The sequence below is a fragment of the Methylobacterium sp. BI1 genome (assembly GCF_056680125.1).
Genome location: NZ_CM155267.1, coordinates 4,794,033 through 4,813,510, shown reverse-complemented (window position 1 = coordinate 4,813,510; position 19,478 = coordinate 4,794,033). Strand labels below are relative to the sequence as shown.

Genomic DNA, 19,478 nt, shown 5'->3' with positions numbered 1-19,478 from the left:
CTAGTCCTTCTCCTCCGTTCCGCGGTTGGTGAATCGTGCGTTGCCGAGGCCGGTGCCGATGGTGAGCACGCCCCATCGGGTCACGTCCGTCCGGTGCGGAACCTCGCTGAGGCCCTGCACCACGGCGTCGTTGTGCATGACAACCATGGTGGGATGATCCCCGATCCGGGGGATCGCGTCCGTCACCCGGTCTGCGAGGTTGAAGTCGCTGCCCTCCCAGTTGCCCGGCAGGTTCTGGCCCCCGCGGTCGATGGTGCCGTCGGCCTCGATCATGCCGGGGCAGCCGATGCCGATGAAGGGGGCCAGGGTGAGGTTGGCCCGGTCCGCCCGGCGGATCAGGTCGTTGAGCATGCCCACCAGACGCTCCACCGCTTCGTCGCGGCTCGGCATGGGATCCTCGTCGCAATGGCGCCAGATCTCCGAGCGCCAGACCTCGCTGCGCGAGAGGTCTGCGGCCTTCTTGAGATTCGTGACCACGACGCCCGCGCGCATGTTGCTGCCGCCGATGTCGACGGCGAGCAGGCTGTCGTAGCCGGAAAACATCCAGGACGGTGCCAGGTGGACCGCGCCGATCAGGCCGCCCTCGTCAGGGTGGTGACGGATCGGTTCGAGGGTGATGTCGAGGCCCCCGGCGCGGAGGAGGAAGCCGGCCCGCGCGACTGCGAGTCGGCCGGCCCGGCTGTCGCTGAAGCCGCCGCCGACCACGATCGCCTGCGTGCCCTCCCAGCCGTCCTGCCCGAGGAAGAGCCGCGCCACCCGGGCGAGCTCCTGCGCGAAGTCCTCGACGGCACTGAACACCACGCCCGCGGCAAGGGGATCGTCGCCGAGCAACATCTGGTCGATGCGGCGCTTCGAGAAATCGCAGCTCGCCTTGTCGCCCAGCGGATCGTCGCCCACGGCGCGCAGGCGTTCCCGGCACGCTTCCAGCATCTCGCGGAACGCCGACTTCGAAACCCGGTCGCCGATGAAGCCTTCGCCGTCCTTCAACTCGATGTTGTAGTCGTCGACCACCACCGACGGCAGCCGTTGCGCCGCGTGCGCGATGCCCGCCTCGCGGATCTGAGTGTCCTTCGCCATGTCGTTCCGCTTGCCCCCCGTCGTGTCGTTCTGCGCAGCTCAACGCACGGCGCGTTCATTTGGGCTTGGCGGTTTCGGTTGGGGCCGGCGCTTTCGGCTCGCGGGCCTCCATCAGGTCCTCGGCCTTGTCCTCGTCGGTATCGCCGCCGCGCTCGATGGTCTTCTCGGGGTTCGCGGCGAGGGCCCGCACGATCTCGACCAGGCGCTCGCACTCGGCGGCGTACTTGTAGGTCTCCAGCACGATGGCTGCGTCGCGCAGGGTGCGCAGATCGCGCACCGTCTGCTTGTTGGCCGTCTCGCGCAGCTCGGCCTTGGCCGCGATGGCCTCCTCCAGCTTGGCGCCCTTCACGTCGCAAGCGGCCGAGGCCGTCGCGGTGCCGGCCAGGAGGACGAGGAGGGGGAGGAACAGATTGCGCATTGGAAGGCTCTGGGCTCCGGCTTCCGAACCCGCGCCGCGCGCGGTCCGGTCTCAGCCGTGATGGGGGTGGGAACGCAGGATCTCGTTGGCGAGGGCCACGAGATGGCTCAGGCGGTAGGGCTTCGGAACGAAGACGGACTGGGTGACGGCGTCGGCCTGCGAGAGGTGGCCGCGTCCACCCGAGGTGTAGACCACCGGCAGGTTCGGCAAGTGCCGGCGCGCGCGATGCGCGAGGGCGATCCCGTTCGTGTTGCGGGCCAGATCGATATCGGTGAAGAGCAGGTCAACGCGCTCCCGCGCCAGGATGTCCTCTGCCGCGTCGGCATCGGCAGCGGTGAGCACGCGGTAGCCCTCGTCGAGCAGCGCTTCGGCGGCGAGCTCGCAGACCATGGCCTCATCCTCGACCACCAGGACGGTCTCGGCGGCGGCGCGCGGGCTGAAGGCGGGATGGGCGGGAAAGGCGCAGGCGAAGGAAATCATGACGCAACTCCTACTCACCCGGCGTGAGCCCCTGGGGGCCGGGCCGGATCGCAAGACAAACGGGTCGCCGAGGCGCATCGTTCGCCGCCGATCACTCCAATTGCGCGGACTTGGTAAGCGAAGCTTTAACCCTGCGGCGGCGGTGAACGAGTGCGCCCCCCGTCGATGACCCGTCCCTGGCATCTCGGCTTCGGCCTCGTCCTCACGGCCCTGGCCGGCTACGTGGACGCCCTCGGGTTCATCCGGCTCGGCGGCCTCTACACCTCGTTCATGAGCGGGAACACGACCCAGTTCGCGGTCTCCCTCGGGCATGGTGACCCGCACCATGCCATCCTGCCGGCGCTGCTGATCGCCGCCTTCCTCACCGGTGGCATCTGCGGCGGGGGCCTCTCGGCCCTGACGCCCGCGCGTTGGGTCACCCCGGTCATCCTCGGCTTCGAGACCGCGATCGTCGGGGCCGCCTTCGAAGCCGCCACGGCCGCGCCGGATTCCGGCATCGCGTCGCTGATGCTGGCCCTAGCGATGGGCGCGCAGAACGCCGTCCTGTCCCATGTCCAGGGCTTCCGGGCCGGGACCACCTTCGTGACCGGCGCCCTGTTCGGCTTCGGCCAGAAGCTCGCACTGGCGCTCGCCCGGCGCGGCGCACGCACCGCCTGGGTCGGCGACGGCGTCGTCTGGTTCGCGCTCCTCGTCGGATCGGTGGCGGGAACGGTCGCCTACGGGAAGCTGGCGTTGTATGCCCTCGCCATTCCCGCCGGCATCGCCGGCCTTCTCGCGCTCGTCGCGACGGTCCTGACGGCGCGCACGGCGCCGGCGAAGGCCGCCGTCGCGAAGTGAGCCCGCGAGCCCCTGGCTGAGAGACCTCTTGCGATGAGTGCCCCCTCCCTCCTCGACCACGTCACGCCGCTGGCGGCCGGTGCCCACGTCACCGCCACGGTCTGGCTGAAGGACACCCTGGCCCTCGCCCTCGGGGACGGCGGCGTGCTCCTGGCTGCCGGCGCCGACCTGCGCCGGGTCGAGGCACATCCGGAGGCCGGGATCCTCGTGGCAGCCGGCGACGGGCGCCGCCTCGTCACCGGCGGCGACGACGGCCGGGTGGTGGCGACCGCCGACACGGGCGACGTCATCGAGGTGGCCCGCGCGAAGAACGGCGCCTGGATCGACGCCCTCGCCCTGCATCCCGAGGGCGGCCTCGCCTATTCGGCCGGACGCAACGTCGTCGCCCGCGATGCGAAGGGACGTGAGAAGACCTTCGCGGCACCGTCCACCGCCCGTGGCCTCGCCTTCGCGCCCAAGGGCTACCGCCTCGCGGTGGCGCACTACAACGGCGCCACCCTCTGGTACCCGAACCTCGAGACCGCCCCCGACTTCATCGAGTGGAAGGGCTCGCACATTGACGTGACCTGGTCGCCGGACGGCCGGTTCGTCGTGACCACCATGCAGGAGAACTCCCTGCACGGCTGGCGCCTGCAGCCCGACCGCGGCCACATGCGGATGTCGGGCTATCCTGCGAAGGTACGCTCGGTCTCGTGGTCCGGCGATGGACACTGGCTCGCCACCAGCGGCGCTGAAGCCGCCATCGTCTGGCCCTTCGATTCGAAGGAAGGCCCCACCGGCAAGGCGCCCCGCGAGTGCGGCGTCCGGCCCGCGCGGGTCTCGCGGGTGGCGTTCCACCCGAAGGCCCTGGTGCTGGCGATCGGCTACGAGGACGGCTGCATCCTGCTCGTGCGCTTCGCCGACGCCTCGGAACTGCTGGTGCGGCCGGCGGTGAAGGGCAGCGCCATCTCGGCCCTGGCCTGGGACGGACGCGGCAGCCGACTGGCCTTCGGCTGTGCCGATGGGCAGGCCGGTCTCCTGACCCTTCCGGCCTGACGCCGATGGCCCTGTTCGGCTTCGGCAACCGCCGCCCGCCGGCGGATCAGGGCGCCCGCGCGGCGATCGTCGACTGGGTCCGCCGCTGCGGTGGCCTCGAGGCGACCGTCACCGTCAAGGCGAGCGAGATCGTCTGCGCCGACCCGGCCTGCCCCGGCATCGAGACCGTCATCCTGATCCTCGCCCCCGGGCGCCCGACCCGCGCCCTGAAGGTGCCCCGGTCCCTGCCCGAGGTCACGGAATCGGATATCGTCGCGGCGTTCGCGGGGGAGGGGGCCGTGCCCGAGGGCTGAACGGGGCGCCGGAACCCGCCGTGCCGTCTCGCCCTTGTCCCCCATCGCCACCCACGTGGAGAGGCCGGTGTTTCGCGTCCTACGCACCCTGGGGCTCGCCCTCGGACTCCTCGGCGGCGCGCTGGCGGCGCAGGCCCCGGAATTCGCCCAGCAATACGCCCAGCGCCTCGGCGGCACCCTGGACGAACTGCGCCGCGTCGTCTCCGGCTTCGAGGCCGATGCCGCCGCCACCGGCCGCAGCCGCGACGACGCGGTGGCGCGCCTGCGGGGCGACGGCGATCCCCTCGTCGCCCGGCGCGGCGAGGCGGCGCACCAGGATATCGTGCGCCTCGCCGCCCTCGATCGCCAGCGTCGGGACCTCGCGGAGGCCGGCGGCCCCCTCGGCCGCGTCGTGGCCCTGATGCGCGATCCCGACCTCGCCCTGGCGCGGGCCACCTATCAGGACTACACGCCCGCGATCCCGACGACCGCCGATGGTCTGACCGCCGGCCTGCTCGGCTTCCTCGCCACCTGGGCGGGCTGGCGCCTCCTCGCCGATCTCGGTCGGCGGCTCCTGGCCGGCCGCAGCCGGCGGTCCGTGACCCGGCCGGCGTGAGGACGCGACTGTTGCCCGGCGTCTACAGCGTGGCCCCCGCGGCTGCACTAGGGTCTGACCGTTAGCGCGCGGGCCTCATCCTGGCGCCGTTTCACGGCCTCCTTCGAACCCATGGCGCGCGTTCCTTCCCCCTCGGTCGACCCTGCCATCGATGCCGCGGCCCTGCTGCGCCGGATCGGCTTCATCGGCCTGTTCGTGATCATGCCGGTGGCGGCCCAGGTCGCCCGCCGCGCGGTGGTCATCCTTGCGCCGATCTCCATCGCGCTGCTGCTCCTGGCCAGCGCCATCGACGGCCGCGCGCGGCCGGTCCGCCCGGCCTCCACGCGCCTGCTGCGCTCGCCCGCCTTCCTGGCCGGCTGCCTGGTGATCCTCTGGTCGACCCTGTCGCTGGTCTGGACGCCGTTCCTGAGCCTCGCCACCGAACGGCTGCTCAACGTGGTGGCGACGCTCCTGATGACGATGGCGGCCTATCTCGCCCTGCCGGACCGCATGCGCTCGGCCAACCTCTACCTCCTGCCGGTGGGCGTGGCGGCTGCGGCCCTCTTCGCCATCGGTCTGGGGCTCACGGGGCAGGGGCCGTTCGGGCAGGGCCTGCTCGGACCCGACGAGGATGCGATCCTCGACCGAGGCCTGATCCTGCTGATCCTGTTCGTCTGGCCGGCCGTGTCGTGGCTCCGCTCCCGCGGGCGCAACGGCGAGGCTCTTGGGCTCGCCCTCCTCGTCTCGGTCGCGCTCCTGGTCTCGCCCGGCCCGACCACCCTGGTCGCCCTGGCGGTGGGCGCCGTCGCCTTCGCACTGACGGCCTTCCGGCCCATGCTGGCGCCGCGCCTCCTCGGCATCACGGCGGCCACCCTGCTGGTGCTGGGACCGGTCCTGCCCTTCGTCGCCAGGCCGATCGGCGCGACGCTGTTCGGCGGGCGTGCCCCCGGCGTCCTGAGCCTGAAGGCCTGGCAGACCATCGTCACCAGCGAGCCGCTGCGTCTCGTCACCGGCCACGGCCTCGAGACAGCCCTGCGGGGGCGCTACGTCAACCTGCTGCCCATGAACGCCCCGCGGACCCTGCTGTTCGAACTCTGGTACGAACTCGGCCTCGTCGGGGCCTTCGCGGCCGCCTTCGCCCTGCACGCCGCGATCCGCCGGGCGGGGCGCGAGGCCTCGGTGCTGGTGCCCGGTGCCATGGCGGCCTTCGCCTCGGCCTTCCTCATCGCCTGCATCGGCGTCGGGATGACGGTGATGTGGTGGCTCACCACCCTGGCGCTCGCGGTCCTGGTCTTCGTCGCGGTGGAGCGCGGGCAGTTCCGCACCCGCCGCCCGAAAGCGAGCCTGCTGCCCTCGGCGCAGAAGGCCTGACGCCTCACGCGTCCGCGGCGGCCTCGATCGCCTCCATGTCGGCGTCCGAGAGGCCGAAATGGTGGCCGATCTCGTGGACGAGGACGTGCGTGACGAGATGGCCGAGGGTCTCGTCATGCTCGGCCCAATCGTCGAGCAGGGGGCGACGGTAGAGCCAGACCTGATTCGGCATCTGCCCCGTCGCCGCCTCGCCGCTCTGGGCCAGACCGATCCCGCGAAACAGGCCGAGGAGATCGAAAGGGCTCTCGCAATCCATCTCCCGCAGGGTCTCGTCGTCGGGGAAATCCTCGACGTGGATCACGAGGCCGGCACAGAGATTCCGGAATGCCAGAGGCAGGTTGGCGAAGGCCGCATGCGCCAGATCCTCGATCGCACCGAGGTCCGGTGCCCGGGCCGACGTCCAATCCGGTTCGCCGCCGCTCACGCGAGTTCCGGCAGCACGCGCTGCGCCAGGAAGCCGGCGAGATCGCTGGTGATGTGGTCGATATGCGGTTCGCGCACGGCTTCCTGCTCGAAGGCTTCCCGGAAGGGGTCGATCGTCGGGGGCACCACGAGCACCGTGGACATGCCGATATCGTGCGGCACGATCAGGTTGCGGGCGATGTCCTCGAACAGGGCCGCCCGGCGCGGCTCGACGCCGTGGCGTTTCAGGAACCGCTCGTAGGTGGAGCGCTCGGGCTTCGGAATGAAATCGGCATCGGCGATGTCGAACACGTCCTCGAAGTGATCGAGGATGCCGAGCTTGGCTGCCACGTTCTCGGCATGCCGGCGCGATCCGTTGGTGAGGATGAGCTTGCGGCCGGGCAGGCGCTCGATGGCGTCGCCCAGCGCCGGGTCGAGGCGGATCGACGAATGGTCGATGTCGTGCGCGAAGTCGAGGAAGTCGTGCGGATCGATGGCCGACTCCACCATCAGCGCCTTCAGGGTCGTCCCGTAGCGATGGTAGAAGTACTTCTGCAGGGCCCGGGCGGAGAGGCCATCCAGTCCGTAGAGGCGCATGACGTAGAGCGTGATGCGCTCGTCCACCTGCGGCCAGACGCGGGCGTCGCTCGGATAGAGCGTATTGTCGAGATCGAACACCCAGGTGTCGACGTGGCGAAAGCCGCGGGATTGGGCGGTGGTGAAGTGGGTCTCGCCGGGCAGGAACACGATCGGTCGATGTGGTTCTCGGGTGGGCCGCGAAGCCCGGCCGTTCGAGATGGGGGCCGGACACCGCGAAGGGAAGCGGGGCACCAGCTTTTCAGAGCATGGCCGTTGGCATCCCGCAAGCATCCCAACAGGCCGGAACCCCGGTCCGCCGCGTCCGATCGGTGCGCCGGTGCCGGCCCTACCGCATCGGCTCCAGGTGAATTGACCAGAGATTAGGCAAAAGCGGTCTTATCTGAATTCGGAATAGGCACTCTATTCATCCTTGTCGCGCTATTTTGCTTAGCTCCGGAAAGACCTGATGAGGAGACCGGATTAACTCCACATACACGAACGACCGGTTATTCGATCGGAGCGGTATTGCGCGACATCGACGTCTGCTGCCGGCCCCGTGAGGCGGGAGAAATTGCATTGCTCGCACGCGATTTCATGAACTTCTTCGATGCGTCCCGGCGCCAGGGCGTGATCCTCTCCTTCGGCGGCGACATCTCCGAGAATGTCCTGTTCTCGCTGGGCGAAGTGCTCAAGTTGCGCATGAGCCAGGGCGAGACCGATGCATCGGTGGCCAAGCGCGTCTTCGCGATCTTCGTCGAGCAGGCGCAGAACGTGATCCGCTACTCGGCCGACAAGGTCGTGAAGCCGTCCGGCCCGCAGACGGGCCTGATCAGCAACGGCGTCATCGTCGTCGGGATGGAAGGCGCACGTTTCTACGTCGTCTGCGGAAACGAGTTGCCCGATCCCGACGTACCACCCCTGCGCGCCCGCCTCGACCACATCGCGAGCCTGAACAGCGACGAACTCAAGGCGTATTACCGCGAGAAGCTTCGCCAACCGCCGGACGAGGGCAGTCTCGGCGGCAGCATCGGCCTGATCGAGATCGCCCGGCGCTCCAGTGCGCCGGTCGAGTACGACTTCCAGACGCTCGGCGCCGGGCGCAGCTTCTTCTGCCTCAAAGCCTATATCTGACGGGCCGACCACCGATGGACCGAATCCAGCTTGCCGCCACGGACCGCTCGCCGCGGGTCGATTTCGACTTCGCGACCGGGCACTTGTCCCTGCAGGGCGAATCCTACCCCGAGGATGCGGCCGCCTTCTTCGGCCCCCTGCTCCAGGCCCTGCGCACCTACCTGGCGGACACCTCCGCGACCCCGATCGTGTTCGAGGTCGGCCTGGCCTACTTCAACTCGTCGAGCGCCAAGGCGCTGATGAACCTGTTCATGCCCCTCGAGGACGCCGCCGAGGGTGGGCGCTCGGTCACGGTGCGCTGGCGCTTCGCCGATGGCGACGAGACCATTGAGGAGGCAGGCGAGGACTTCGCGGCCGACTTCTCCTACGCGCGCTTCGAGATGGTGAGGGAGGCCGCATGACCCGCGCGATCAGGGCCGTCGGTGGCCCCGACTCCGAACCCGCTGCCGATTCCTTCAGTCTCTACGATGCCGAGGAGGCGGTGCTGACCCGCACCGAGGCGATGCTCTCGGGGCTCTCGGACGTCGCCGGCGGCGTCCAGGCGCTGGCGGATGCCTATCGCCGGGGCTTTCGCGAGCAGCAGCGGCTGGTCCGGATGAGCGACCGCATGCAACTCGACTTGCAGAAGGCGAACCAGCGCCTCGCCGATCAGCGCCGGGATCTCCAGGCCCTGAACGCCGCCCTGTCCGGCGAAATCGAGCACCGCACCCGTCTCGAGGCCGAGCTGCGCCGCCTGGCCGATACGGACGACCTGACCGGCGCCCTAGCGCGCCGCCGTTTCATGGAGATCGCGGCGCGCGAATGGCTGCGCCACGCCCGCAGCGGCGCCCCGGTCTGCATCCTCGTGCTCGACCTCGACCGGTTCAAGCTCCTCAACGACAGCTTCGGTCACGCGGCCGGCGACGCCGCGCTGGTCTCCTTCGTGGCGATCTGCCGAGCCCACCTGCGCACCCTGGACTTCATCGGCCGCACCGGCGGTGAGGAGTTCGCCATCGTCCTCTCCGATACCGCCCTCGAAGGCGGTGCGGCCTTCGCGGAGCGCCTGCGCGAGGCGGTTGCCGCCACGCCGGTACCGATGATGGATGACGCCATGCGGATCACGGTGAGCATCGGCGTCGCCCAGTCCGGGCCGGGGGAAACCCTGGAGAGCGCCATGCAGCGGGCCGACGCGGCCCTCTATACGGCCAAGGATTGCGGTCGCAATCGCGTCGCGCTCAGGCCCGCCGCGCCGGACGTCTCCAGCGCCGCGATCCAGCCATGACTGCCGAGACCCCAACCCTCGGAGTCGCTCCCGGCACGTCCTCCGGCGACCGGCCTGCCTCCGGCCACCGGCGCGGCGGGTCCCTGCGTGGAGCCGGCCCCCGGCGGAGCAGCGATTTCCTCAGCGCGGCGGGCTTCGTCGATGTCCCGACCGGCGAGCCGGGCGCAATGCGTCCGGGCGCCCTGCGCGGCGCGGCGCAGGGGCGCGACCTCGACAGCCTCGCCCACACCCTCTTCCTGCGAATCTACCCCGTGATCGCGGTGGTCGTGCTGGTGACGCAGATGGGCATCGCCTGGGTCAATTATCGCGACCAGCTCCATCTCTACACCGAGCGCGCCGACCTGATGGCGTCCCTGACCGCCAAGGCCATCGCCGGCCCCGGCTGGAGCGGCAGTCCGGAGGTCTATCGTCGTCCGATGGAGGCTCTGACCCTCGACCCGGCTTTCCGCGCGGCGACCCTGCGTGACGCTGCCGGCACCGTGGTGATGGCGTTGGGCGAGCCGAAGCGCGGACGCTCCTTCGAGCAGATCACCGCGCAGGCGGACCTCGTCACCGGCCCGACCGGCGCCCCAGCGGGGCACCTGACCCTGTCGATCTCGGCCGAGGCCCTGCGCGGCAACGCCGAGAAGCAGGCGATCCTCGCCGTCGTCACCAGCCTGATCCTGATGCTCGCCTTCGTGGTGACCCTGCACGCCAACGTGCGGCGGCACGTGCTGTCGCCACTGAAGCGCCTGCTGCTCGCCATGCGGGAGGTCGAACACAAGCGCTGGGTGCCGGTGGAACTCGATGGGGCGTTCCGCGCCAGCAACGAGATCGACGTCATCTCCCAGGCCTTCAACCGCATGGTCGACGGGCTGCGCTCCGGCGACGAGGCCAAGCAGTTGCTGCAGCAACTGGAGCAGGCGCACCACAAGCTGGCGCAGGCCAACCATCTGGTGATGGAGAGCATCGGCTACGCGCGCCGCATCCAGAGCTCGGTGCTGCCCGACCGCTCGGCCCTGGACGGCACCGGCCTTGAGGTGGCGGTGCTCTGGGAGCCGCTGCATCTGGTGGGGGGCGATTACTTCTGGCTCGAAGAGATCGACGGCCTCGGCATCCTGCTGGTGGCCGACTGCACCGGGCACGGCGTTCCGGGCGCGTTCCTGACGCTCATCGTCGCCACCGCCCTCGACCGCCTGATCCACGAGCGCGGCCTGCGCGATCCGGCCGCCATCCTGGAGGCCCTCGACGGCATGGTGCGGACCCAGCTGCGCCAGGACGGACGGGGATCGGAATCCGACGACGGCCTCGATTGCGGCCTCTGCATCTGGGACCCGGCCGCGGCCGAACTCCGCTTCGCCGGTGCCGGCTCGGCCCTGACCCTGATCGACGGTGCAGCGGTCACCCGCATCCGCGGCGCCAAGCGCGGTCTCGGTTATCCGCAGCGGCCGGGCGAGCGCTTCGCCGTCGAGGAGACGCGCCTGCCCGTCGCCCCCGGCACGACCTTCTACCTGATGACGGACGGCATCACCGACCAGATGGGCGGTGCCGGCTCGGCCCGACGCCTCCTCGGCCATCGCGGCGTGACCGAGATCCTGGGCACCCATCAGGCGGCGCCCCTCACTGAGCAGGTCGCGATCCTCGACGCGGCGCTGACCGCCTATCGCGGCGAGGAGACGCGCCGGGACGACATGACCCTGGTGGCCTTTCGGCCGAAGGCGCTGCCCCGCGCGGCCTGAGCGCGGGGCAGGGCAGGGGGGGTCAGCCCCGGCGGATCAGGGTGCCGGCACCGTAATCGGTGAACAGCTCCAGCAGCACCGCGTGGCTGACCTTGCCGTCGAGGATGACCACCGCTTCGACGCCCTGCTCCAGGGCGTAGATGCAGGTCTCCACCTTCGGGATCATGCCGCCTGTGATGGTGCCGTCGGCGATGAGCCGGCGGCAATCGTCGATCGACAGCTCGGGGATGAGCTTCTTGTCCTTGTCGAGCACCCCCGGCACGTCGGTGAGCAGCAGCAGGCGCTTGGCCCGCAGCGCCCCCGCGATCGCGCCCGCGAAGGTGTCGGCGTTCACGTTGTAGGTCTGGCCGTCCGCCCCGAAGGCCACGGGAGCCAGGACCGGGATCAGCTCGGCCTTCAGCACCGCGTCGAGAACGCCGCGCTCGACGTGCTCGGGCTCGCCCACGAGGCCGAGATCGACCTCCTGCTCGGTCTTGCTCTCGGGATCGATGATGGTGCGGGTGGCCTTGCGGGCCCGGACCATGTTCCCGTCCTTGCCGCAGAGGCCGATGGCGCGGCCGCCCTCGGCCGAGATCCAGCCGACGATCTGCTTGTTGATCGAACCGGCAAGGACCATCTCGACCACCTCGACGGTGGCTTCGTCGGTGACGCGCAGGCCGCCGCGGAATTCCGATTCGATGCCGAGCCGGCCGAGCATCCGCCCGATCTGGGGGCCGCCGCCATGGACCACGATCGGCTTCAGGCCGGACTGCTCCAGGAGCACGATGTCCTCGGCGAAATCCTCCGCCGCCGCCCGGTCTCCCATGGCGTGGCCGCCATACTTGATGACCACGATCTCCTGGTCGTAGCGCTGCATGTGCGGCAGGGCCTGGACCAGGACCTCGGCGCGCACATGGACGTTGGGCAGCGGTTCTTTCATCGTGGGGCTCGTCCTCGATGGCGCGTCGGGCACCGCGCGCGACGCCGGGCTTCTAGCGCAGCAACGCGACGGTGCGAAGCAGCCGGGAAATGAATTTCGCGCGGCGCCGGGTTTCGCCGGCGTCCATCGCCCACGGTCGCTCCCGCAGCCCGCGCGTGGCTCTACGTGGACGCCTCAAGAAAACGATTGCAACCGATCCCTGGTAAGTGTTCCTTAAGGTTGACAAACCATGATTGGTCGGTCGCCGGGGATCCTGCACCATGCTGAATGTCGATCCGTTCGTACCGCGTCCGACCCTGCTCAGCCCGCACCACATCGCGAGCGCGGTCCATCAGATCAACCCTCAGGCGGCTTCTCCCACCGAGGTCTGGCGCCTCCTGACCGAGCGCTTCACCGTCGATCTCGACGCCGTCGCGGCCGTCCTGCCGCGTTCCGAGCCCGAGCCGCACTGGTTGCAGGCCCGCCGCTGAGCCACGGGACGCCAAGTGCGGCCTCCGTCCACGCCGGACGGTGATCCGCGCTTCCGGGGACACGCGGCTGGCACACGCCGTGCTTAGCTCTCTTCAACAACGACGACACGGGGAACACCAAGGCAACGATCACGCGGCCGCTCGCACGCCGGAGCCACACCGCGGACCTTATTCGCCATCTCGAACAAGGGGTCCGTCATGTCCGAACTGCTCTCCGTCGCCCTCGTCTGCGCCGCGACGCTCCTCGCCAAGGATTGCTCGCGCGACACCGCCCTCGACGTCATCGTTGCCCCTGCCCGGACGCCCATGGAGTGCCTGATGCACGGGCAGGTCGCCGCGGCCTCCACGGGCCTGGCCGCCGGCGAGAGCCGCTACCTCAAGGTCACCTGCGAGCGCCGTCACGCCGACCTGCGCCATCTGCGCCGGGCGGGCTACGCCGCCGCCATCGTCCTCGTGCACCGCGACGCGATCTAGACCAGGGCGAGCGCCTCGCCCACCGTCAGCACGCCGCCCTCCAGCACCTCCGCGTAGACGCCGCAATCCGTATGGCCGAGATGCTGCGCGAGCGTGCGGGGAATCGCGAGGTCGCGCTGGCCCGTGACCGGATCGACATTGGTCGCCGCGCAGCGCTGGGTCCGTTTGTGGATGCGCAGGTGCACGCCCCCCGGCGTCGTCAGCGTTCGGTCGACGAGGTCGAGCTCGGCCCAGGCGTCGAGGCCGGAGACGTGGAGGTTCGCCCGGAAGCGGAGGGGATCCACCGCCGCGCCGGTCATGGTCTCCAGGGCCGCGACGCTGGCGAGGTTGAGGAGCGAGACGAAGCCGCGCGGGGAATCGGTGAAGCGATAGTCGGTCGGTGCCGACAGCATCCGGGCGGGCCCCCGCAGGGATCCGGGCATGTACCGGGTCAGGAAGTCCTCGATCACGGCCCGCCCTTCCGGCTCGGCGAGGTCGCCACGGGCCGCGATCGCGCCGCCCTGGCGGATCGTCAGCGTCCCGTCCTCGGGCTCGTAGCGCGTGTCGAGCTGCGCCAGAGCCTCGTCGCGCATCAGCATCAGGAACTTGATCTTGGGCTGATGCACCGGGGCGGCCGGGTCGAAGCCCGACGGGCCATTCTCCACCGCGAACAGGCGGTCGTCCGGGAAGTAGTCTCCGGCCGTCAGGGTGGCGCGGTTCATCGGCTCCGGCGAGAGCCCCTTCACGGGGTAGCGATAGAGGGCGTCGAGGCGCAGGCGTGGCGTGTCGGTCATGCACCGAGCGTGGCCCTGAAATGCGTCCGGGCGCAAGCCTGACCGGCGGCCTTCACCCATCGCGCCGCGGACCCTTGTGGTGCCGATTTACAACACCACATCCACAGGACCGGCGGCCAGGTGGCGCCGGGGTCTCCAGCGGCATCGCCCGTGGGGACGACGTCTCGGCGATCGGTCGTGCCGCGCGGAGCGGGCGGCGGGTCGAGCCGACACGGGGAGGTGAGACACAGATGAATTTCGAGATCTATACCGAGCGCGCCCGCGGCTTCGTCCAGGCAGCGCAGAGCCTCGCGATGCGCGAGGGCCACCCGCAATTCCAGCCGGGCCATATCCTCAAGGTCCTGCTCGACGATCCCGAGGGCCTCTGCGCCGGTCTGATCGACCGGGCGGGCGGTCAGTCGCGGGTCGCGCTCGCGCAGACCGAGGCCTGGCTCGCCAAGCAGCCGAAGGTATCCGGCAACGCCTCCCAGCCGCAGGCGACGCGCGAACTCGTGCGCCTGTTCGACACCGCCGAGAAGGCGGCCGAGAAGGCGGGCGACAGCTACGTCACGGTCGAGCGCCTGCTGCTCGCCCTCGCGGTCGAGAAGGACACCGAGGCCGGCCGCGCGCTGGCGGCGGCCGGCGTCACCCCGGCCTCGCTCAACGGCGCCATCAACGCCCTGCGCAAGGGCCGGACCGCCGACAACGCCACGGCCGAGAACGCCTACGATGCGTTGAAGAAGTACGCCCGCGACCTGACCGAGGCGGCGCGCGAGGGCAAGCTCGATCCGGTGATCGGCCGCGACGAGGAGATCCGTCGCACGATTCAGGTCCTGTCCCGGCGCACCAAGAACAACCCCGTCCTCATCGGTGAGCCCGGCGTCGGCAAGACCGCCATCGTCGAGGGTCTGGCGCTGCGCATCGTCGATGGTGACGTGCCGGAATCGCTGCGCGACAAGAGCCTGCTCGCCCTCGACATGGGATCACTCATCGCCGGTGCCAAATACCGTGGCGAGTTCGAAGAGCGGCTGAAGGGCGTGCTCTCCGAGGTCACGGCGGCCGAGGGCGGGATCATCCTGTTCATCGACGAGATGCACACCCTGGTCGGGGCCGGCAAGGCGGATGGGGCAATGGACGCCTCGAACCTGCTGAAACCCGCACTCGCCCGCGGCGAGCTCCACTGCGTCGGGGCCACGACCCTCGACGAATACCGCAAGCACGTGGAGAAGGACGCGGCCCTCGCGCGGCGCTTCCAGCCTGTCTTCGTGTCCGAGCCCACCGTCGAGGACACGGTCTCGATCCTGCGCGGGATCAAAGAGAAGTACGAGCAGCACCACGGGGTCCGCATCCAGGATGCGGCGCTGGTGGCGGCCGCGACCCTGTCGAACCGCTACATCACCGACCGCTTCCTGCCGGACAAGGCCATCGACCTGATGGACGAGGCCGGGTCGCGCCTGCGCATGCAGGTCGATTCCAAGCCCGAGGAGCTCGACAATCTCGACCGCGAGATCGTGCGCCTGAAGATCGAGGGCGAGGCCCTGAAGAAGGAGAGCGATTCCGCTTCCCGCGACCGCCTCGTGCGGCTGGAGAAGGAACTGGCCGATCTCGAGGAGCAGTCCGCCGCGATCACCTCGCGCTGGAAGGCCGAGAAGGACAAGCTCGGGGCCGCCGCCGAACTCAAGCGCAAGCTCGACGAGGCGCGCAACGAACTGGCCTCGGCCCAGCGCCAGGGCCAGTACCAGCGCGCGGGCGAGCTCGCCTACGGCGTGATCCCGGGGCTGGAGCGCCAGCTCGCCGAGATCGAGGCCCAGGCCGAGAGCGCCGTGGTCCGCGACGGCATGGTCGAGGAGGCGGTGACGCCGGCACACATCGCGGGCGTCGTCTCGCGCTGGACCGGGGTTCCCGTCGACAAGATGCTGGAGGGCGAGCGCGACAAGCTCCTGGCCATGGAGAAGGTGCTGGGCGAGCGCGTCGTCGGGCAGCGCGAGGCGGTGGAGGCGGTGGCGACCGCCGTGCGCCGGGCGCGCGCCGGACTCCAGGATCCGAACCGGCCGATCGGCTCGTTCATCTTCCTGGGGCCCACCGGCGTCGGCAAGACCGAGCTGACCAAGGCCCTGGCCGGCTTCCTGTTCGACGACGACACCGCCCTCGTGCGCCTCGACATGTCGGAATACATGGAGAAGCACTCCGTGGCCCGGCTGATCGGCGCGCCTCCGGGCTATGTCGGCTACGAGGAGGGGGGCGCGCTCACCGAGGCGGTGCGGCGCCGGCCCTACCAGGTCGTGCTGTTCGACGAGATCGAGAAGGCGCATCCGGACGTGTTCAACGTCCTGCTGCAGGTGCTCGACGACGGCCGGCTGACCGACGGACAGGGGCGGACGGTGGATTTCCGCAACACGCTCCTGATCATGACCTCAAACCTCGGTTCGGAATACCTCGTCAACCAGGGGGAGGGGGACGACACCGACGCCGTGCGCGAGGAAGTGATGGGTGTGGTGCGCAGCCACTTCCGGCCGGAATTCCTCAACCGGATCGACGAGATCATCCTGTTCCACCGCCTCAAGCGGTCGGAGATGGGCGCGATCGTCGATATCCAGCTGAAGCGCCTGCAGAAGCTCCTCGACGAGCGCAAGATCACCCTCGACGTCGATTCGGACGCCCGCGACTGGCTGGCCGACAAGGGCTACGACGCGGCCTACGGGGCGCGCCCCTTGAAGCGGGTGATCCAGAAGGCTGTGCAGGATCGGCTGGCGGAGCAGCTCCTGTCTGGGCTGATCCACGACGGGGAGGTGGTGCCGGTTGAGGTCGGCCCCCTCGGGTTGAAGGTCGGCAAGTCCGGCCTCAGCACCGAGCGTCGGCCGGAGAGCGTCACCCTCAACTGAGGCCGGGAGTCATTCCGACACCGCGAGGCCCGCGACGGCAGCCGCCGTCGCGGGCCTCGTCATGCCGGTGGCTCATTGTCCCGAGCGCAGGACGAGGCGGCGGATGCGGCGGTCGAAATCCTGGAAGCTGGCCGAGATGCCCCGGCCGGCACAGGCCGTGAAGGAATCGCCGGCGAAGAAACCCCGCGCGCTCTGTTCGCGGCAGGCCATCAGGGGCGGGACCAGAACGGTGCCGAGTCCCACGACCAGGACCAGCGCAATGTTGAGGATGACCGCGATCAACCAGCCGAGCGGCGACAGGAACGGCTTCTCGAACTCGGTCCTGCCCCGGTCCGGACGGGTCAGGTCGCGCACCTTCGCGCCGGCCTGACGCCGTTCGGCCATCCGCGTATCGAGGTCCCGCACCTTCGAGATTTCGGCCACGAACAGGGTCTCCCACGCGAGAACTGCGCGCATCGTAGCGGTCGAACCCTCAAGGAAGCCTGAAGCGCCGACCCTGACATTCAGGCGCAATCCTCGCCGCCAAGCCTGTGTACCGGGCGGATTTCGTCTTGAGCCGGATCGGCAATTGCGGACAATGCGCCCCCCAAGGCCATTTCCTCGTTCCCAGGACTTCCCGATGTCGACACCCACGCCGGAGCGTCGAGCCGACTCCGCCGCGCTGGACAGCCCCCTGTCGCGGGCCGGCATCCGCTTCACCGCCTGGGCCGAGAAGTGGTTTCCCGATGCCTTCATCTTCGTCGCCATCGCGGTGGTCATCGTCGCCCTCGGCGCGCTGGCCAACGGCGCCCCGGCGCCGGCCATCGCCAAGAGCTTCGGCGACGGCTTCTGGAGCCTGATCCCCTTCACCATGCAGATGGCCTTCGTGACGATCGGCGGCTACGTCGTGGCGACGGCGCCCCCGGTCCAGGCGCTGATCGATCGCCTCGCCGCCATCCCGAAGACCGGACGCGGCGCCGTCGGCTTCGTCGCCGCCGCGACCATGCTGTCCTCGTTCCTGAGCTGGGGCCTGAGCCTGATCTTCGGCGGCCTTCTCGCCCGCGCGCTCGCCCGTCGGACCGAACTGCGCATGGATTACCGCGCCGCCGGGGCCGCCGCCTATCTCGGGCTCGGAGCCACCTGGGCGATGGGCCTCAGCTCCTCGGCCGCCCAGCTCCAGGCGAACCCGGCGAGCCTGCCGAAGGCGCTCCTCCCGATCACCGGCGTGATCCCATTCAGCGAGACCATCTTCCTCTGGCAGTCGATGCTGATCGCCGCGATCCTGTTCGTGATGTCGGTGATCATCGCCTACGCCTCCGCGCCGCGCCCGACCACGGCGGTGACGGCCGAGGATCTCGGCGTGAACGTCGCGCGCGAGAAGGCCGATCTCGGCCGGCCCGAGCAGCCCGGCGAATGGCTCGAGCACTCTCCGATCCTGACGATCCTCTTGGTGCTGATCGCCGGCGCCTGGATCTACCAGGAGTTCGCGCGGCAATCCTGGATCACCGCGATCTCGAACCTGAACACCTACAACCTCCTCTTCATCACCCTCGGCCTGCTGCTGCACTGGCGCCCGAAGCGCTTCCTCGTGGCGGTGGCCAAGGCCGTCCCGGCGACCGCCGGCATCCTGATCCAGTTCCCGCTCTACGCCGCCATCAGCGCGATGCTGACCGGACCGAAGAATGCGGCCGGTATCTCGGTCTCCGAGGTGATCACCCACGCCTTCGTCAGCCTGAACACCACGGGCAGCTTCCCGATCTCGATGGGCGTCTACTCGGCGGTACTCGGCTTCTTCGTGCCGTCCGGCGGCGGCAAGTGGCTGCTCGAGGCACCCTACGTGATGCAGGCGGCCAACGAGCTGCAGGTCCATCTCGGCTGGGCGGTGATGGTCTACAACGCGGCCGAGGCGCTGCCGAACCTGATCAACCCGTTCTGGATGCTGCCGCTCCTCGGCATCCTCGGCCTGAAGGCGCGCGACATCGTCGGGTTCAGCTTCCTGCAGCTCCTCATCCACCTGCCGGTGGTGCTGTTCCTGCTCTGGGCCTTGGCCTTCACGCTGACCTACCACCCGCCGGTGATGCCGTAGGCGGCGAACGGACGTCGGACTGGAAGAAGAACCCCATGCGTGTCGCGATCCTGCCGGCCCTGTCGATCCTTCTGTTCGGGAGCCTCTCCGCCTTGTCCCAAGACCGCCTGCCGCCGATCCCGGCCGATGCCCTGAGCCCGGAGCAGAAGGCGGCCTCCGAGTCGTTCCTCGCGGCGCGGAAGACGCCGGTCTTCGGACCGTTCGTGCCGCTCCTGCGCAGTCCCGAGCTGATGACCAACGCCAGCAACATGGGGCTGCACCTGCGCTACCGCAGCGTGCTGCCCCTGCGGCTGAGCGAGTTCATCATCCTGATCACCGCCCGGGAATGGACGCAGCAGCTGGAGTGGCACATCCATGCGCCGATCGCCCTGAAGGCCGGTCTCGACCCAGCGATCGTCGCCGCGATCCAGGAAGGCCGGCGGCCGGACGCGATGGGGCCGGAGGAGACCCTAGTCTACGCGTTCTCGACGGAGCTCCACCACAACAAGGCGGTGAGCGACACGACCTATGCGCGGGCGGTCCAGACCTTCGGCGAGCAGGGCGCCATCGAGATGGCGGGGATCAACGGTTACTACACGCTGCTGGCGATGAGCATGAACATGGCCCGGACCGCGCTGCCGGACGGCGCGGCACCGCAATTGCCGCCCCTGATCCGCTGAGGGGCAGGGTTCGGCGCCGCCGCGGGGTTGCCGAAGCCGCGCCGCGGGGCCGCCCGTCGGGGCAACACAACGTTCGTCGGA

General features: G+C 69.8%; 22 protein-coding genes. 14 read left to right on the top strand and 8 right to left on the bottom strand.

The features are described 5' to 3' along the window. From AC1MGR_RS22730 to AC1MGR_RS22720, 3 genes are read right to left on the bottom strand one after another with little or no spacing between them, the layout of a single operon-like run. Positions 1–1,077 carry an acetate and sugar kinases/Hsc70/actin family protein gene (locus tag AC1MGR_RS22730; RefSeq protein WP_108038455.1) on the bottom strand — a complete coding sequence of 359 codons (1,077 nt, stop codon included), beginning with the start codon at positions 1,075–1,077 and terminating at the stop codon, positions 1–3. A gap of 55 nt (positions 1,078–1,132) precedes the next feature. After that, positions 1,133–1,495 carry a photosystem reaction center subunit H gene (locus AC1MGR_RS22725; protein WP_480233036.1) on the bottom strand — a complete coding sequence of 121 codons (363 nt, stop codon included), beginning with the start codon at positions 1,493–1,495 and terminating at the stop codon, positions 1,133–1,135. A 51-nt stretch (positions 1,496–1,546) separates the two neighbouring features. Then, positions 1,547–1,975 carry a response regulator gene (locus AC1MGR_RS22720; protein WP_108038459.1) on the bottom strand — a complete coding sequence of 143 codons (429 nt, stop codon included), beginning with the start codon at positions 1,973–1,975 and terminating at the stop codon, positions 1,547–1,549. 165 nt (positions 1,976–2,140) lie between these two features. On the opposite strand from AC1MGR_RS22720, the gene AC1MGR_RS22715 reads away from it, so the two are divergent. From AC1MGR_RS22715 to AC1MGR_RS22695, 5 genes are all read left to right on the top strand, one after another. Beyond that, positions 2,141–2,812 carry a YoaK family protein gene (locus AC1MGR_RS22715; protein ID WP_108038461.1) on the top strand — a complete coding sequence of 224 codons (672 nt, stop codon included), beginning with the start codon at positions 2,141–2,143 and terminating at the stop codon, positions 2,810–2,812. Positions 2,813–2,845: 33 nt separating this feature from the next. Beyond that, entirely contained in the window at positions 2,846–3,847 is a 1,002-nt protein-coding gene (locus tag AC1MGR_RS22710; protein ID WP_108038462.1) for a WD40 domain-containing protein, read from the top strand. Between the two features lie 5 nt (positions 3,848–3,852). Further along, complete coding sequence (locus tag AC1MGR_RS22705; protein ID WP_108038465.1) at positions 3,853–4,140, top strand: hypothetical protein; 288 nt, start codon at positions 3,853–3,855, stop codon at positions 4,138–4,140. Between the two features lie 67 nt (positions 4,141–4,207). Beyond that, complete coding sequence (locus AC1MGR_RS22700; RefSeq protein ID WP_480233035.1) at positions 4,208–4,735, top strand: DUF2937 family protein; 528 nt, start codon at positions 4,208–4,210, stop codon at positions 4,733–4,735. A gap of 111 nt (positions 4,736–4,846) precedes the next feature. After that, the gene (locus AC1MGR_RS22695; RefSeq protein WP_108038469.1) at positions 4,847–6,085 is read left to right on the top strand and encodes a peptide ABC transporter permease; all 1,239 of its coding nucleotides are present in this window, start codon (positions 4,847–4,849) and stop codon (positions 6,083–6,085) included. A gap of 4 nt (positions 6,086–6,089) precedes the next feature. Here the strand turns inward: AC1MGR_RS22695 and AC1MGR_RS22690 are convergent, their stop codons facing one another. Then, the gene (locus AC1MGR_RS22690) at positions 6,090–6,509 is read right to left on the bottom strand and encodes a metallopeptidase family protein (RefSeq protein ID WP_108038471.1); all 420 of its coding nucleotides are present in this window, start codon (positions 6,507–6,509) and stop codon (positions 6,090–6,092) included. Further along, complete coding sequence (locus AC1MGR_RS22685) at positions 6,506–7,234, bottom strand: pyrimidine 5'-nucleotidase (RefSeq protein WP_108038473.1); 729 nt, start codon at positions 7,232–7,234, stop codon at positions 6,506–6,508. The genes AC1MGR_RS22690 and AC1MGR_RS22685 overlap by 4 nt, the downstream gene beginning before the upstream one ends. Before the next feature lie 408 nt (positions 7,235–7,642). Between AC1MGR_RS22685 and AC1MGR_RS22680 the strand changes: the two genes are divergently transcribed. Genes AC1MGR_RS22680 through AC1MGR_RS22665 form a run of 4 tightly spaced genes read left to right on the top strand, consistent with a single transcriptional unit; the run spans position 7,643 to position 11,176 of the window. Then, positions 7,643–8,197, top strand: coding sequence for a SiaB family protein kinase (locus AC1MGR_RS22680; protein WP_108038475.1), 555 nt, complete (start codon positions 7,643–7,645; stop codon positions 8,195–8,197). Positions 8,198–8,211: 14 nt separating this feature from the next. Beyond that, positions 8,212–8,598, top strand: a complete 387-nt coding sequence (locus AC1MGR_RS22675; RefSeq protein ID WP_108038477.1) for a DUF1987 domain-containing protein — start codon at positions 8,212–8,214, stop codon at positions 8,596–8,598. After that, on the top strand, positions 8,595–9,458 hold the full coding sequence (locus AC1MGR_RS22670) for a GGDEF domain-containing protein (RefSeq protein ID WP_480233034.1): 864 nt from the start codon (positions 8,595–8,597) through the stop codon (positions 9,456–9,458). Before AC1MGR_RS22675 ends, AC1MGR_RS22670 begins: the two co-directional genes overlap by 4 nt. After that, complete coding sequence (locus AC1MGR_RS22665; RefSeq protein WP_480233033.1) at positions 9,455–11,176, top strand: SpoIIE family protein phosphatase; 1,722 nt, start codon at positions 9,455–9,457, stop codon at positions 11,174–11,176. Before AC1MGR_RS22670 ends, AC1MGR_RS22665 begins: the two co-directional genes overlap by 4 nt. Before the next feature lie 22 nt (positions 11,177–11,198). Here AC1MGR_RS22665 and argB read toward each other — a convergent pair whose 3' ends face one another. Continuing rightward, positions 11,199–12,095: an acetylglutamate kinase gene (gene argB / locus AC1MGR_RS22660; RefSeq protein ID WP_108038482.1), complete on the bottom strand. Its 897-nt coding sequence runs from the start codon at positions 12,093–12,095 to the stop codon at positions 11,199–11,201. A gap of 260 nt (positions 12,096–12,355) precedes the next feature. On the opposite strand from argB, the gene AC1MGR_RS22655 reads away from it, so the two are divergent. Beyond that, complete coding sequence (locus tag AC1MGR_RS22655) at positions 12,356–12,565, top strand: hypothetical protein (RefSeq protein ID WP_108038484.1); 210 nt, start codon at positions 12,356–12,358, stop codon at positions 12,563–12,565. A gap of 198 nt (positions 12,566–12,763) precedes the next feature. Further along, a complete protein-coding gene (locus AC1MGR_RS22650; protein ID WP_108038486.1) occupies positions 12,764–13,039 on the top strand; it encodes a hypothetical protein in 276 nt (91 codons plus the stop codon). On the opposite strand, the gene AC1MGR_RS22645 is transcribed toward AC1MGR_RS22650, so the two are convergent. After that, positions 13,036–13,812 carry an MOSC domain-containing protein gene (locus AC1MGR_RS22645; protein ID WP_480233032.1) on the bottom strand — a complete coding sequence of 259 codons (777 nt, stop codon included), beginning with the start codon at positions 13,810–13,812 and terminating at the stop codon, positions 13,036–13,038. The two genes, AC1MGR_RS22650 and AC1MGR_RS22645, sit on opposite strands and share 4 nt — an antisense overlap. A gap of 230 nt (positions 13,813–14,042) precedes the next feature. On the opposite strand from AC1MGR_RS22645, the gene clpB reads away from it, so the two are divergent. Continuing rightward, positions 14,043–16,673 carry an ATP-dependent chaperone ClpB gene (gene clpB, locus AC1MGR_RS22640; protein ID WP_108038490.1) on the top strand — a complete coding sequence of 877 codons (2,631 nt, stop codon included), beginning with the start codon at positions 14,043–14,045 and terminating at the stop codon, positions 16,671–16,673. Between the two features lie 72 nt (positions 16,674–16,745). On the opposite strand, the gene AC1MGR_RS22635 is transcribed toward clpB, so the two are convergent. Further along, a complete protein-coding gene (locus AC1MGR_RS22635; RefSeq protein ID WP_108038492.1) occupies positions 16,746–17,129 on the bottom strand; it encodes a hypothetical protein in 384 nt (127 codons plus the stop codon). A 163-nt stretch (positions 17,130–17,292) separates the two neighbouring features. On the opposite strand from AC1MGR_RS22635, the gene AC1MGR_RS22630 reads away from it, so the two are divergent. Continuing rightward, positions 17,293–18,738 (top strand): TIGR00366 family protein, encoded by a 1,446-nt coding sequence (locus AC1MGR_RS22630; RefSeq protein WP_108038494.1) that lies wholly within the window; start codon positions 17,293–17,295, stop codon positions 18,736–18,738. Positions 18,739–18,773: 35 nt separating this feature from the next. Then, positions 18,774–19,397, top strand: a complete 624-nt coding sequence (locus AC1MGR_RS22625; RefSeq protein WP_480233031.1) for a carboxymuconolactone decarboxylase family protein — start codon at positions 18,774–18,776, stop codon at positions 19,395–19,397. The last annotated feature ends 81 nt before the right edge of the window (positions 19,398–19,478 follow it).

Bases quoted from the DNA above. Each gene is read 5' to 3' on its own strand.
- AC1MGR_RS22630 (WP_108038494.1), top strand. From the start codon at position 17,293: ATGTCGACACCCACGCCGGAGCGTCGAGCCGACTCCGCCGCGCTGGAC.
- argB (WP_108038482.1), bottom strand. From the start codon at position 12,095: ATGAAAGAACCGCTGCCCAACGTCCATGTGCGCGCCGAGGTCCTGGTC.
- AC1MGR_RS22645 (WP_480233032.1), bottom strand. From the start codon at position 13,812: ATGACCGACACGCCACGCCTGCGCCTCGACGCCCTCTATCGCTACCCC.
- AC1MGR_RS22675 (WP_108038477.1), top strand. From the start codon at position 8,212: ATGGACCGAATCCAGCTTGCCGCCACGGACCGCTCGCCGCGGGTCGAT.
- AC1MGR_RS22715 (WP_108038461.1), top strand. From the start codon at position 2,141: ATGACCCGTCCCTGGCATCTCGGCTTCGGCCTCGTCCTCACGGCCCTG.
- clpB (WP_108038490.1), top strand. From the start codon at position 14,043: ATGAATTTCGAGATCTATACCGAGCGCGCCCGCGGCTTCGTCCAGGCA.
- AC1MGR_RS22705 (WP_108038465.1), top strand. From the start codon at position 3,853: ATGGCCCTGTTCGGCTTCGGCAACCGCCGCCCGCCGGCGGATCAGGGC.
- AC1MGR_RS22725 (WP_480233036.1), bottom strand. From the start codon at position 1,495: ATGCGCAATCTGTTCCTCCCCCTCCTCGTCCTCCTGGCCGGCACCGCG.
- AC1MGR_RS22710 (WP_108038462.1), top strand. From the start codon at position 2,846: ATGAGTGCCCCCTCCCTCCTCGACCACGTCACGCCGCTGGCGGCCGGT.
- AC1MGR_RS22655 (WP_108038484.1), top strand. From the start codon at position 12,356: ATGCTGAATGTCGATCCGTTCGTACCGCGTCCGACCCTGCTCAGCCCG.
- AC1MGR_RS22720 (WP_108038459.1), bottom strand. From the start codon at position 1,975: ATGATTTCCTTCGCCTGCGCCTTTCCCGCCCATCCCGCCTTCAGCCCG.
- AC1MGR_RS22650 (WP_108038486.1), top strand. From the start codon at position 12,764: ATGTCCGAACTGCTCTCCGTCGCCCTCGTCTGCGCCGCGACGCTCCTC.
- AC1MGR_RS22625 (WP_480233031.1), top strand. From the start codon at position 18,774: ATGCGTGTCGCGATCCTGCCGGCCCTGTCGATCCTTCTGTTCGGGAGC.
- AC1MGR_RS22670 (WP_480233034.1), top strand. From the start codon at position 8,595: ATGACCCGCGCGATCAGGGCCGTCGGTGGCCCCGACTCCGAACCCGCT.
- AC1MGR_RS22695 (WP_108038469.1), top strand. From the start codon at position 4,847: ATGGCGCGCGTTCCTTCCCCCTCGGTCGACCCTGCCATCGATGCCGCG.
- AC1MGR_RS22635 (WP_108038492.1), bottom strand. From the start codon at position 17,129: ATGCGCGCAGTTCTCGCGTGGGAGACCCTGTTCGTGGCCGAAATCTCG.
- AC1MGR_RS22730 (WP_108038455.1), bottom strand. From the start codon at position 1,077: ATGGCGAAGGACACTCAGATCCGCGAGGCGGGCATCGCGCACGCGGCG.
- AC1MGR_RS22665 (WP_480233033.1), top strand. From the start codon at position 9,455: ATGACTGCCGAGACCCCAACCCTCGGAGTCGCTCCCGGCACGTCCTCC.